The organism is Chitinophaga polysaccharea (assembly GCF_007829335.1).
In the GTDB taxonomy this organism is placed as follows: Bacteria; Bacteroidota; Bacteroidia; order Chitinophagales; family Chitinophagaceae; genus Chitinophaga; species Chitinophaga polysaccharea_B.
The window spans coordinates 1,555,474-1,568,280 of sequence record NZ_VIWO01000001.1 but is presented as its reverse complement, the minus strand read 5'-3'; the positions used below and the strand labels follow the sequence as shown (position 1 = coordinate 1,568,280).

General features: G+C 48.1%; 9 protein-coding genes. 4 read left to right on the top strand and 5 right to left on the bottom strand.

The features are described from left to right. Window positions 1-51: 51 nt before the first annotated feature. Both FHW36_RS06585 and FHW36_RS06580 read left to right on the top strand, forming a co-directional pair. Window positions 52-870 carry a helix-turn-helix domain-containing protein gene (locus FHW36_RS06585; protein ID WP_145664293.1) on the top strand — a complete coding sequence of 273 codons (819 nt, stop codon included), beginning with the start codon at window positions 52-54 and terminating at the stop codon, window positions 868-870. A 77-nt stretch (window positions 871-947) separates the two neighbouring features. Continuing rightward, window positions 948-1,817: an SDR family oxidoreductase gene (locus FHW36_RS06580; protein ID WP_145664290.1), complete on the top strand. Its 870-nt coding sequence runs from the start codon at window positions 948-950 to the stop codon at window positions 1,815-1,817. Window positions 1,818-1,863: 46 nt separating this feature from the next. Here the strand turns inward: FHW36_RS06580 and FHW36_RS06575 are convergent, their stop codons facing one another. Beyond that, complete coding sequence (locus tag FHW36_RS06575) at window positions 1,864-2,478, bottom strand: TetR/AcrR family transcriptional regulator (RefSeq protein WP_145664287.1); 615 nt, start codon at window positions 2,476-2,478, stop codon at window positions 1,864-1,866. A gap of 65 nt (window positions 2,479-2,543) precedes the next feature. On the opposite strand from FHW36_RS06575, the gene FHW36_RS06570 reads away from it, so the two are divergent. Together FHW36_RS06570 and FHW36_RS06565 are read left to right on the top strand one after the other, a co-directional pair. After that, the gene (locus tag FHW36_RS06570; protein ID WP_145664284.1) at window positions 2,544-2,738 is read left to right on the top strand and encodes a hypothetical protein; all 195 of its coding nucleotides are present in this window, start codon (window positions 2,544-2,546) and stop codon (window positions 2,736-2,738) included. A gap of 1 nt (window position 2,739) precedes the next feature. Beyond that, window positions 2,740-3,117 (top strand): hypothetical protein, encoded by a 378-nt coding sequence (locus FHW36_RS06565; protein WP_145664279.1) that lies wholly within the window; start codon window positions 2,740-2,742, stop codon window positions 3,115-3,117. A 42-nt stretch (window positions 3,118-3,159) separates the two neighbouring features. Here the strand turns inward: FHW36_RS06565 and FHW36_RS06560 are convergent, their stop codons facing one another. The 4 genes from FHW36_RS06560 to FHW36_RS06545 all read right to left on the bottom strand — a co-directional run bounded on the left by FHW36_RS06560 (window position 3,160) and on the right by FHW36_RS06545 (window position 12,705). After that, on the bottom strand, window positions 3,160-4,467 hold the full coding sequence (locus FHW36_RS06560) for a RagB/SusD family nutrient uptake outer membrane protein (RefSeq protein ID WP_145664270.1): 1,308 nt from the start codon (window positions 4,465-4,467) through the stop codon (window positions 3,160-3,162). A gap of 20 nt (window positions 4,468-4,487) precedes the next feature. Beyond that, on the bottom strand, window positions 4,488-7,619 hold the full coding sequence (locus FHW36_RS06555) for a SusC/RagA family TonB-linked outer membrane protein (RefSeq protein ID WP_145664260.1): 3,132 nt from the start codon (window positions 7,617-7,619) through the stop codon (window positions 4,488-4,490). A gap of 157 nt (window positions 7,620-7,776) precedes the next feature. Beyond that, on the bottom strand, window positions 7,777-10,248 hold the full coding sequence (locus FHW36_RS06550) for a glycoside hydrolase family 9 protein (protein WP_145664251.1): 2,472 nt from the start codon (window positions 10,246-10,248) through the stop codon (window positions 7,777-7,779). Window positions 10,249-10,320: 72 nt separating this feature from the next. After that, window positions 10,321-12,705, bottom strand: coding sequence for an ABC transporter permease (locus FHW36_RS06545; RefSeq protein ID WP_145664224.1), 2,385 nt, complete (start codon window positions 12,703-12,705; stop codon window positions 10,321-10,323). Between the last annotated feature and the right edge of the window lie 102 nt (window positions 12,706-12,807).

The following is a 12,807-nucleotide window of genomic DNA, read 5'->3' as shown; positions in this document are numbered from 1 at the left end:
GCCACTCCCCATACTGCACCTAAGAAGTGATTCTTTTATTATCTTTGAATCATGCAAAACCAGGGCACCTACAACACCGGCAGCATTGCTGTTCCTGCTCCGTTTGAGGAAATATTTTCGCATTTTTATTTTGCGGAAAACAACACTGATCAGGCGGCAACTCACACGCTGCTGCCCTCCTATCAAACCATGATGGCATTTAGCTTCGGGGCGCCTATCGTGCTTACTACCCGGGAGAAAGACGAGCTGGTGATGGATACCTGCCTGGTAGCAGGACCTATTAAACAGGCATTTAACTATACGCTGTCGCCCGGCGCATCACTGCTTGTTGCCAATTTTAAAGACGATGCCTTTTCCCGTTTTTTTGGCAGCGCCGCCTTTGCCCAAAATTTTTCTACACATCCCGATACCCTGTTGCAGGACGATTGCTTTACCGTGCTATGGAAAGAGCTGTGTCATATACCAGCTACGCAGGACCGCGTAAATCACTTGTTGGCATTTTGCCAGCCGTACCTGCGTAATCGTCATCCTATCGTGGAACAAATAGCCGGTTTCTACGATCATAGCCTGAGTACCATAAAAGAGATTTCTGAAAAGAACCAGTTGTCGGAAAGATCCGTGCAAATGCATCACAAAAAACACTTTGGTTATTCCGCCAAAGAAATAGCGCGGTATCACCGCTTCCTGAAAGCCATTGAAATGATTGGGGCCAGTACCGGAAGTGACCGAAAAGTAGATTGGTTTGATATCATTGAAGGCTGCGGTTATTATGACCAAAGCCAGCTTATCCACGATTTTAAACACTACCTACATTTAAGCCCCACGCAATACCTAAAGTTTCAGCAAAGCATTTGCAGGCAGCGCGACTGATTTTCGTTTTCTTACAATTCCAGGCGGGCGTCTATCTCCATCTTTGTGTCATCAAATAACAATTAAACGTTCAAATAATGACACAAGCAAATATCCTGATCACCGGCGCCACCGGCAACGTAGGTACACAACTGATAAAAAAACTGGCAGCTTCCAATACTCCTTTTAAGGCCCTGGTACGTAATGGCGATAACAATACAGCGCTCAAAAGCCTGCCACAAGCCACTATTGTAACGGGCGACTTATCCGACCCTACTACCTTACACCACGCCCTGCAAGGCATCGACACAGCATTTTTACTTACCAACTCATCAGCGCAGGCGGAATCGCTGCAAATGAACTTTGTAAATGCAGCCCATCAGGCCGGCGTAAAACATATGGTGAAGCTGTCGCAATTTGCTGCGGAAAAACATTCCCCCGTTCGTTTCCTGCGTTACCATGCTGAGGTGGAAGCACATATCCAATCATTGGGATTCAACTATACTTTTCTCCGACCCAACCTGTATATGCAGGGACTACTAGGTTTCAAAGATGTAATGCAGCAAACGGGAAAATTCTATGCCGCAGTCGGCCATGCCGCCGTCAGCGCTGTAGATGTACGCGATATTGCAGCCGTAGCGGCAGCAGCTTTAACCTCACCGGGGCACGAAAACAAGATCTACAACATTACCGGGAGTGCGGCTATTACGCACTATGAAATGGCCGATATCCTATCACAGGTGCTGGGCACGACAATCACTTTTATTGATGTAGCGCCGGCTCAAATGGAAGAAGCGATAAGAGCGGCAGGATTTCCTGAATGGCAGGTAGGCGGCCTACTGGAAGATTATGCCCACTATTCAAGAGGGGAAGCAGCGGCTGTTTTCAATACCGTACAAGAAGTTACCGGTAAACCAGCTATCGGGTTCCGGCAATTTGCAACGGATTACAAGACCGTATTTGCATAATTACCAAGGTGGCACAGGTGTTGTGAAAAATGCAGCAACTGTGCCGCTATCGATTTCCCTTTGTCAGCTGCATAGCTGCCGGCGTTAAATAAGGATAAAACATACTGGAAAATATATCGCTGTAATGCGCAATAGCTTTACTACCCTTTAGTTTTAATGTCAGTTCGTTGTTGGATAACCAGAAATCGCCGACAATAAAAATCTGGGTAACAAATGCTTTCAATACTTCTTCCGGTAAATCGGCCCTGAATATGCCACTGGCTTTCAGTTTTTCAAAAATAGACAGGAATTCCTTCTCCCGTCTTTGTGTCAACGTCGCATAGTCCTTTTTCACCGCGGGTATCCGCAATCCTATCTCCACAAAATGTAAAAATATAAACCTGTATTTATACCCCAGCTCCAGGGAGGTAGTAACAAAGCTACGGATCATGTGCAGGTCTACCTCCTCCAATGCTTCCACACTGGCTACTATCACGTCAAAATCGGCCGACAGGCGATCGTAGAGCGTTTTAATAATCTCGTCGGTATGTTTAAAGTGATAGTGCAAATTTCCGGGGCTGATTCCCATTTTAGCGGCAATATGCCTGCTGGTAATAGTGTTAACCCCCTGGCTGTTATATAACTCCAAAGCCGTTTTTAGAATGCGCTCTTTAGTATCCATATCCAAATTTAGATGTTTGCTCCGATTTTAAAAATAATTAGTACATTTGTTCTAAATTAAAAAATATGCAAAACGAATCAAACGAACCGGTACAGGACGAAGTGCCTTTACTTAAAAGATTGAGAGGCAGCATATTCCCTATCGCTCCCGGCGATAGCGCACCCATAAAAATATTGAAGACAAGTGGATTCTACCTGTTCACCGTAATGGTACTTGTTGTTACATTACTGTTGGGCGGAGCTATTATGTTTGTTTTGTGAGATGAAAAAATTATTTGACCCCTTATTTATCACGTACGGGGCAACGTGGTGTATTATTCACCTGTGCAGGCATTTACATCAGCCTATCCCGGTATTGAATGATCATCTGACCGACCTGGTAGCAGTACCTGTCATGGCGCATTTGTCGCTTTATTTCATCCGAAGATTTATTGTAGGCAATGCCAACTATACTTATCCGCTGGGCTATTTATTGTTCATGGCTGGTTATACGGCGGTGGTGTTTGAGTGGATCATGCCGCATTTTTCCACCCGTTATACCGGCGACTGGTGGGACGTGGCCGCCTATTTCGGGGGCAGCTTCTTCTACTATTACTTTCACGGGACTCCATCCCTTCATCTATTTAAGAAACCGGTATAAAACAATGGTTGCCGCCTGGCGGCAGCAACCATTGCACCATTATTAAAATGCAGGATCCTGCGGGGTATTGGGATTATCATTCCGTTCTACAAACGGATACGGGAAGAAATTCCTCTTTCTTTCGGCTACAGGCCTGCCAAAGCGACGGCTATCTTCCAGTTCTTGCGCGCCCATAAACAATTCTATCCGGCGATGCTGAAAAATCAGGGTGAGCAGGTCCTGCTCTGAAGCAGCTACAGCCGGCGGCAGGGCAGCTCCTACGCCAAAAGGATCAGCAGCGGGCGTTTTAGTCACTACTTTATTCAACTGCAACAACCCGTTGGGCACATCATGCTGACGGGCATAACATTCTGCCTTTATCAATAATATTTCTCCCGGCAAATAAATAGGTACCGCGGTGACATTGGTCTGGAAAAAACCATTGATATTAAAATGTGGTTTTGCCGTCCTGGTAGCAATATAAAACGGTACACGTTTATCTGACAGGCTAGGCTGCAAGCCTACCGGCAATCCCATGGTAGAGTCTACCACGTTGTAGATATTATTCGTGGCGGTTACCAGGGTATAAATCGGGTTGGTAACCTGGGGATTAAATCCCAATACTGACTTTACCGTAAGATCTACTTTATTGGCTGCCGCCAGGGCGCCGGCATAATCACCGGCATATAAGGCATACCTGGCCTTCAAGGCATACAACGTATTTACAACATCCACACTGGCAGGTACATTCACCAGGAAATTACTGCCTATAGGCGTTGCCGTTACTGCGGTAATTGCATTATCCAACGTAGATGCTGCGAGGGCAAATCCCTGCTGCCCCGTAATAAAACTTACATTATTGGTAGTAGATCCGGGGGTACTGCTTCCCGCCGGCACCTGCTCCCAAAAGCTGGCCTGTACGCCGATTGCCAGTGCTTTAAAAATAGAAGCATAAGCAATGATACCGCTGGCATATCCTTTATCGGTAACAATAGTATTAGTGCGGCGCATGATGCTATCGGCTTCATAACGGATCTTATTGCTCACCGACCACAAGCCGGTAACGATTGCATTGGTATTAAGAATCTTCACGCCGCCGGCGCCTATTTGCGCTTCATCGGTATTACCCGGGTTGGTAACAAAGGTTTCCCCGGTGAGTAAACTGCCGGAAGCCACGCTGGTATATAATATCCCAATCCGGTCTTTTTCGTACCAGGCCTGCAGTCCTACGGCCGCATTGGCTAAAGCATTAGGCGTACTGTAAGCCTGTTCTGACGATGGTCCTGATGGGTCCTGGTAATCTTTCTTACAGGCAGTGATAAAACTAATGGCTACCACACCTAGCAAGCATTGTTTGATATATCGTTTCATGATGGATCTTTTAAAGTGGTTTATAATTTAAGGCGAACAGACAGGTTATAGCTCCGGGGAATAGGTACCGCACCGAAGTCGATACCACGCAGTACAGAACTTTGTCCTGCTGCGTTCAATTCCGGGTCGTATCCTTTGTAATGATCCCAGGAGATTAAATTTCTGCCGCCTAGGCTCACTGTCAGGTCGCTGATACCTTTCAGTTTACCCACGCTATAACTCAATGACAGTTCACGTAGTTTTACGAACGATCCATCATCTATTCTCCATTCCTGGATATTGTAGTTACCGGCAATAAAGCCACGTGGCAGCTGGCCCCGGTCTTCCATTTCGGCGATCTTACCATTATCTACGCCCTGCCGGGTTCGCCAGTCGGCGTTAAATACGTTCACCCCTTGTACTGCATCCACCTGTACATGCAATCCCAGCTTCTTATACTGGAAATCGCTGGTAAGGGTACCGGTGTATTTAGGGTTAGGATCGCCAATTTTTGTATTCAGCGCCGCCGCCGTGGCAGGAGGCAGCCCGGTGGCCGGGTCACGCTCTGCTGTATACGTTAATGGCGTAAGTTGCTTACCGGCTTCGGTGACAGGAATGCCTGCCGGGTTTTTCAGGATATTACCATTGGCATCGCGGGCAAAGAAGGTACCGTAGAAAAACCCGATGGGCTCACCATTGGCAATACCTACCGGCGCACCACCTACAGTGTTATATAGGATCAGCGACTGGCCAATATTTACCGCTTTATTGCGGTTATGGTTATAAATCGCGGTCAGGCTCCAGGTAAAGTCTTTCACTTTTACCGGCACCAGGTTCAACACCACTTCCAGCCCGTTGTTCTGCAGGGTGCCCACATTACTCAGGTAAAAGGAATATCCTTTGGTAGGTGCAATAGCGCGGCTGATCAGCAGATCCTCTACTTTCTTGCGATAGTAGTTAACGGATAAGGATATACGATCATTCAAAAATGACAGATCGGTACCGAATTCCAATTCCTTCTGCCGCTCTGGCTTTACATCCGGGTTGGTGTAGGTAGCGGGCGATTGGAATGCAGACGCACCAATGAACGCGGTAGCCTGGTAGGTATTATAGCGGCCGTAAGCAGGAATACCGGTCAGATTACCGGATTCGCCATAGGCAGCACGCAGTTTAAAGAGCGTCCACCATTTGCTGAGCCCGGATCTTTCCCAATAATCAGTGCCAGACAACACGTAGCTACCACTCAGTTTTGAGTAGAGCTGGTTTCTTTCATTAACACCAAAAACGGAAGAGCCATCCAAACGGAGCGCACCGGTAAGAAACAGCTGGTTCCGGTATTTAAAATTCTGCTGGATAAACTCACCGGAGATAGATACCTCTGTTCGCTGGTCAGCACCAGGAATAATGGTAGTAGCCCTGTCGGATGTTTGTACAAAAGGAGGTAATCCTCTACCCTGCTCCAAGGTATAGTGCATACGCTGGTACTGCAGGGAATATCCCAGTTGGGTCACAGAGGTTAGTTTGTCGCTGATATCCCAGTTATAGGTGGCATTTACATCATGATTAATCATGAAGGAATTGTTGTTACCTGCACTGGCATAACCATTCTGGCTTGGATCGAGATTAGGTCCTCCCCCGTAAAACCCCGGGCTTACGTTGTAGGCAAAGGCTGGCATAAACGTAGTACCTTCCTGGTTATAGTTGTCGATACCCATGCGATAGTCGACCGTGAGGTTCTTGATAGGCCGCAGTTTAATCCCCGCGCCGGCAATAACCCTTCCTACATGTTGCTGTTGTTTGAAATCCTCAATAACGGAAACAGGGTTTACGCGTCCTCTTTCCCCTACCTTCAACAACTGGCCAAATGCGTTTCGCTGTTGGATATCGTAATAGTTACCGATAATAGTGACGGAGTTCATAGGTGAATAGAAAGTATTCCCATCGGGCTTTTCATTCGACTTGCTGTACACATAGTTCAGGCTGGCGTTAAAGCTGATCCAGCTGTTGATCTCCTGGTCGAGATTGACGCGGAAGCTGTACCGGCTGAAATCTGTATTCCTGATGATACCCTGGTTATAGAGATAACTGGCGGATGCATAATATTTTGTTTTGTCTTTACCACCAGCCACAGAAATATTATTATCCGTTCCTACGCCGGTGCGGAAAATAAAGTCCTGGTAATCGTAGCGTTGTACCGGTGTGGTACTGACTACGGCAGGCGTGAGGATATTTTGTGTAGAATCGTTGGGCGAGCCACCAAACTTAGTAGGCGCCTGGTTTACATCCAGTTTCTTCCGGAGCTGGTTAACGGAAAAAGTGGTAGAGAAATTTATTACCGGCACGCCGGCACTCCCTCTTTTGGTAAATATCTGCACTACACCGGCATTCGCGCGGGAGCCATAGATGGCTGCTGCAGCAGCGCCGTTCAGCACTTCTATCCTTTCTATATCGGCAGGGTTGATATCCGCCATACGGTTTTGCCCTACGCTACCTACGAAGTTATCTCCTGTAGACCCGTTGCCGTAACTGGGATCAGCGTTGGTAACGCGGGTGGTGGAGTTGTCGATAATTACCCCATCCACGATGTAGAGCGGTTCCGTAGATCCTGATATGGTACTAATACCACGTAGTTTTACAGAGATGCCCCCGGATGGATCACCGGAGTTTTGAGAGATCTGTGCGCCGGCGGTTTTACCCTGTAATGCGGCCAGCACATTTCCGGTGCCGCCTTTGTTGATTTCATCCGCTTTCACTGTGCTGATGTAGTTGCCCAGTTGACGGCGGGTAGTACCTTCAGAAGTACCGGTTACTACTACCTCGTCCAGCTTGGATACAGAGGTAACCAGCTGTATGTTTTGCGTATAGGCCGTAGTACCTTCTACAATGACCAACACACTTTCGCGGGGCGTAAATCCAATACCGGAAAAAACAAGCGTGTAATTACCTGGTTTCAGGTTAGCATTAATGGTATACCGGCCATCTGGGTTTGTTTGGGCGCCCTGCTGGGTGTTTTTCACTACTACCGTGATACCGGGTAGCGGGGTATGCTGATCATCTGTTACCTGGCCGGAAATTTTTACCTGCCCCCATGCGGCGGCAGCCAGGAAATTAATAGCCAGGCACAGCAACAGGAACCGGCCTTTCGCCACTTTCATTAATAGAAACGTGTTCATAGAAAAATTTTAGCAGATTTATGAATGGTTGATACACACAACAGGATTGCGGGAATAACAGGCAATTGGATGCGATGTGAAGACAATTTCCGTAACAGGTGATCTTTACCATAGCCGCGGTTGATAATTTGCTGGCTGGCAATGTTTCGTTTCGTCATTATTTCAACACCTCAGCAAGGGTAGCAAAATGATAGCCCTTGCTTTTCAATGCAACAATGAGAGCAGGAAGTTTGTTGTAAAATTTATCTGACCGCCTTGGATCGGTCCCTATATGCAGCAATAATAAAAAACCGTTTAATCCTCCAGCGTGGCTACTTTCATACTGTAACACCGATCGATAAATTTCTTCAGAAGAGCGATATTTTTTCCCCATCTCCGGGTAAGTATAATCCGCATTAGACCCGGTACCCGGGGTGAAATTGACCAGCTGCAAACCTGCTGCCGACGCCCAGGCGGCAATACTGTCGTTATACCATTCGAAGGCCGGCAGGAACCAGGGAGCAGTAGTTATTCCCACCTTTTTTATGGCCGCGTAATTGGCGGAAAGGTCATCCACGAACTGTGTTTTCGTCACCAGTAAGCTATCCCGTTGTTGCCAGTCGCAGTACAATAAGTGCTGATCGCCGTGCCCGCCAAGGTAGTGCCCATCGGCTTTCAGCTGTTGAATGAGTGTTTGCATAGATGGATTCCGGTAAAATTTTCCGGTGAAGAAAAAAGCGCCCGGCACTTTCTGCTGACGCAAGGTGTTGCGTATAGCCGTTCCGCCGTCGGCAAATTCATCGCCGGTAAACACGAGTACCAGCTGCTTCCTGGAGCTATCGCCCCGTATAATACCACCATGGTCATATTGCCGCTTTCCGGCGCCTTCGCTGGCTTTGGCGGCCAACAGGTACACCAGGGAAGCGGTACCGTCCATAGTAGGTTCGTTGGTGCTATAATCGCCTGCATCATCATGGTACACGGCCAGGTTGCTCTGGAAGGCCGCATATTCATCTGGTTTTGATAGTTTGATGCCGATCAGGTTTTTGTAGATATTGGTATAAACAGGCCCATCCACAAGGCCACCGTCTACCCGGTAATGGCCAACAACTGAAAAAGACGAGTGCGGGTCTTCCGGTGTATCGCCACCGGCGGGTAACCCTCCAATCATGCTGGTACCCCAGGGATTACATCCCAGCAGCCAGTCAGTATTGGCCTGTTCCAGCGCGGAAAAAGCAGCATCGCCGGAGAGTTGCCGGTACCAGTAGCATTGAATAGCAAAAGCGGTAGTAAGGTTGTTGCTGCACCAGATAAATGGAATGCCGCGGTAGAAAGCATTTTGCCTGGCGCATTTCCACACGCTTTCGATGCCGGTTTTATAATACTGAATCAGCTGTTGCCGGGTAGTTCCTTTACTATGAGTGGCCAGGGCATAATGCCCCAGGTTAATAAACGGATACCATTGGTAGTGATTGGCAGTATCCGCTCCCAGCCAGGGAGTTACCTTTTCCTGTTGGGCATAATCCCAGGCAGCATGCTGATAGGCGGTATCGCTGGTTGTGTTGTATAAGGCTGCAGCCGCCAGCTCCATGTCGTCGGTCCAGTTGTCCTCCGCATAGATGTAAGGAGATAGCACGGAAGCAGTTTGACAAACACCCGGTTGTTGCCGCCCCATTTGCCACGCCGACAACGCCCTTGTTTTCAGCAATTGGGCATAGGCAGGGTCGGCATCTTTCAAGAGGGCGTATCCCAGCGAAAAGGCGCTGGAAAACTTACCGGCGGTAGAAGCCACACCAGTTGTCTTGTTCTTGTATTTACCCAGTCCCTGGGGCTTTCCCGAACAAAAATAAACTGGTCGCTCAAAGCCTTTTCCGTAGAAATCATCTTCGGCGGGCAGGCGCATGCCATGGTGATCGCGGTCATCGGCTACCTGGTTAAACATATAATTTTCCTGCGGATGCATTTTCAGGAGCCAGTCGAGTCCCCACCGGGCCTCATCCAGCACATCTTTCACGTGATTCGCTCCCGGGAGGCCATTGGCTGCATATTTATCTCCAAATACCTGTGGAAAATCGCGATAAGCCATCAGCAGGTGAAGGGTGGCGTTAGCAGAAGTAGTTACATACTGGAGGTAGTCGCTGGCATCATGCCAACCACCTACCACATCTATATGGGTGCTGTCGGGCATAGGGCCGTACATCGTATAGCCGTCGTGGGTATGGCAGGAATCCTTCAGGAAAGGATTGAAGCCGCTTCGTTGCTGTCGCATGTAGCGCAACAGGAAATCGGCCGTGCTGGCATATACATTATCGGCTATACGAAAAACGGGAGAAACGGCGGTACCCGCCTCGAGATAATAGCTACCGGGGCCTTTAAAGGCGCCGAAATCCAACCGGCATGTTTGGGTAAAAGGGCCATAGGCGCCAAACGGCTTACTGGCTTTCCCTGTAAAAACAATTTTATGGGTGGTTGCTTCCCTGAGTTGAAATTGCGAAGGCGCCTGGTCGGCTTTCGTTCCCCATACCGCATTCTTCACGCCGCCGGGCAGATAGCCCAGCTGATTGATGCGTACCCACGACTGCGCATAACTATCGCTGAATGAAAGTAGCCAGCATAACAGGTATAAAACAAATGGGCGGGTATACTTCATATGGATCGTAGTTAAAAAAGGTATTGATAAAAATACCTTTTTCAACTGACAACCGGAAGAAATAATTTCCGGCTACTCTGTCTTCAAACTCTTCACAGGGTTAGCCATGGCCGCTTTGGCCGATTGATAACTGACGGTCAGCAACGCGATCATTAAAGCGCCGAGACCGGTAAATGCGAAGATTTCCCAAACGATAGTAGTATGATTACGGTATTGCTGCAACCAGTTGTTCAGGCAGTACCAGGCCACGGGGATGGCAATCAAACAGGAGATGGTCACCAGCAAGGCAAAATCTTTCGACAACAGCTGCCACAGCTGGAATACAGAGGCGCCCATCACTTTACGGATACCAATTTCCTTGGTGCGTTGTTCAGCTACGAAAGCGGCTAGTCCAAATAGTCCGAGGCAACTGATCATGATGGCGAGCAAGGCGAAGAACGTAGATAGCTTACCGATCCTTTCCTCTTCGCTGAATTTTTTACCGTACTCCTGGTCGGCAAAAGTATAGGCAAAGGGTGCAGCGGGATTATAACGTTGCATTACCTCCTGGATAATAGCCAATGCCTTGCTGGCACTCATGTTGGGATTGATCCGGATATTGATAAAATTTCCTCCTTCCGCCAGGAAATAATAGATCGCAGGTTGCACAGGATCATAGGGAGAAGTCATAATCATATTTTTCACCACTCCCAGCACATGAAAGTCTTTGCCGCCTCTCCGGATAATTTCACCTACGGGATGTTCCAATCCCATGTATTTCACGGCGGCTTCATTGAGGATCATTCCCATGGAGTCGGAAGCGAAATTGGGCGAGAAATCGCGCCCCTGCAGGAGTTGCCATCCTACTGTTTTTCCATAACCGAATTTGGCGCCGATGGTGGCAAAGCTCTGCAGCTGATCTGGCCTTTGTCCCTTCCATTCAAAATCTCCTGATCCTGTCCAGATATCTGTAACCGGTCCCTGGGCCTGGGTGAGCTCTGTAATAACACCTGAGCGTATCAACTCATCGTGGATAATCTGGTAATTCTGGTAAATTTCCGGGGTAGTCATCTGGATAGATAATAAACCGTCGCGCGTGTATCCTACCGGTAAATTTTTGGCATATTGTATTTGCCTGTATACCACTACGGTAGCAATGATCAGGAATACCGACACGGTAAACTGTACAACGATCAGCACCTTCCGCGGCACCGCCGCAAAGCGTCCTACCCGGAAAGTACCTTTTAATACTTTCAGCGGCTGGAAAGAAGAGAGGTAAAGCGCCGGATAGCTACCTGCCAGCAGGCCGGTGACCAAGCTAAACCCGATACCGATGAGCCAGAACCCTGGCTCATCCCACAATATACGAATATGTTTATCGGCTACCTGGTTAAACCAGGGCAGCACCGCCAGCACAATCACTAAGGAAATGGCAAATGAAAACACCGCCACCAGCAATGACTCGCTCAGAAATTGCCAGACCAGCTGCTTGCGCAGAGAGCCGATAGCTTTGCGGATACCTACTTCCCTGGCCCTTTTTTCAGAGCGGGCAGTGCTCAGGTTCATGAAGTTGATACAGGCCAACAGCAACACAAACAGCCCGATAAGGCCAAAGAGTTTCACATAGCGGATTTGCCCGCCTACGTTGATCCCGTTTTCAAAAGTGGAATACAGGTGCCATTTCTTCATGGGGTGCAGGAAGATGTCTGTGGTCACGCCTGACTCCTTTTCGGTGTGCAAGGTTTTAATATCCTTTATTTTTGCAGATACCTTATCCATATCGGCCTGATCGGACAGCTGCACGTAGATGTGCATGGAATTAAAACTCCAGTTGTCTTTCGCATCTTTCACCCAATCCCAGGTATTGATAAACAACTCCCAGGGCACCATGTAGGTCATTTCGTACAGCGTTGTATTTTCGGGGAAGTCTTCATATACACCCGTTACTTTTACTATCAGCTTATTGTTGTTATCAATTTTTACCAGCTGGTCCATAGGGTCTTTGTCCCCGAAGAGCGCACGGGCAAAGGATGCCGACAGCAATATAGAACCGGGCTCCTTTAGCCCATTACGACTGCCTTTCAGCATATTCAATGTAAACAGTTCCGGGCCACCTTTTTCTATGAACATACCCCGGCGGGTAAACTTCTGGTTGCCGGCACTCAGGGTATGAGTACCGTAGGAGACCAGGGCTACGTTCTTAAAATCGCCCGGGTAGGTATTTCTCAACTCTGCAGCCAGGGGGATGGGCATGGAGTTGAAGGCATCGCTGTTTGTACCGGCCGTTTGGCGTTGCCATACATCGGCAATATGATCGTAATGTTGGTGGTATTTATTGAAAGAAAGCTCATTCCATATCCACAATCCAATCAACATGGTTACCGCCATACCGGCCGATAAACCGAAAATATTGATAAACGAAATACTCTTGTTTTTCAACAGGTTTCTGATAGCTATTTTCAGGTAACTCTTTACCATGGCAACTGGATTTTGATGGTTGACGCCTTAAAGACACAAGAAGGCGGCCATAGTTGCAAGGCAGCTACTATAAAGATTCCAGGGGCAAAAAACACGGGCTAT

Coding starts and splice junctions, on each gene's coding strand:
- FHW36_RS06585 (WP_145664293.1), top strand. CDS start 52: ATGCAAAACCAGGGCACCTACAACACCGGCAGCATTGCTGTTCCTGCT.
- FHW36_RS06580 (WP_145664290.1), top strand. CDS start 948: ATGACACAAGCAAATATCCTGATCACCGGCGCCACCGGCAACGTAGGT.
- FHW36_RS06575 (WP_145664287.1), bottom strand. CDS start 2,478: ATGGATACTAAAGAGCGCATTCTAAAAACGGCTTTGGAGTTATATAAC.
- FHW36_RS06570 (WP_145664284.1), top strand. CDS start 2,544: ATGCAAAACGAATCAAACGAACCGGTACAGGACGAAGTGCCTTTACTT.
- FHW36_RS06565 (WP_145664279.1), top strand. CDS start 2,740: ATGAAAAAATTATTTGACCCCTTATTTATCACGTACGGGGCAACGTGG.
- FHW36_RS06560 (WP_145664270.1), bottom strand. CDS start 4,467: ATGAAACGATATATCAAACAATGCTTGCTAGGTGTGGTAGCCATTAGT.
- FHW36_RS06555 (WP_145664260.1), bottom strand. CDS start 7,619: ATGAACACGTTTCTATTAATGAAAGTGGCGAAAGGCCGGTTCCTGTTG.
- FHW36_RS06550 (WP_145664251.1), bottom strand. CDS start 10,248: ATGAAGTATACCCGCCCATTTGTTTTATACCTGTTATGCTGGCTACTT.
- FHW36_RS06545 (WP_145664224.1), bottom strand. CDS start 12,705: ATGGTAAAGAGTTACCTGAAAATAGCTATCAGAAACCTGTTGAAAAAC.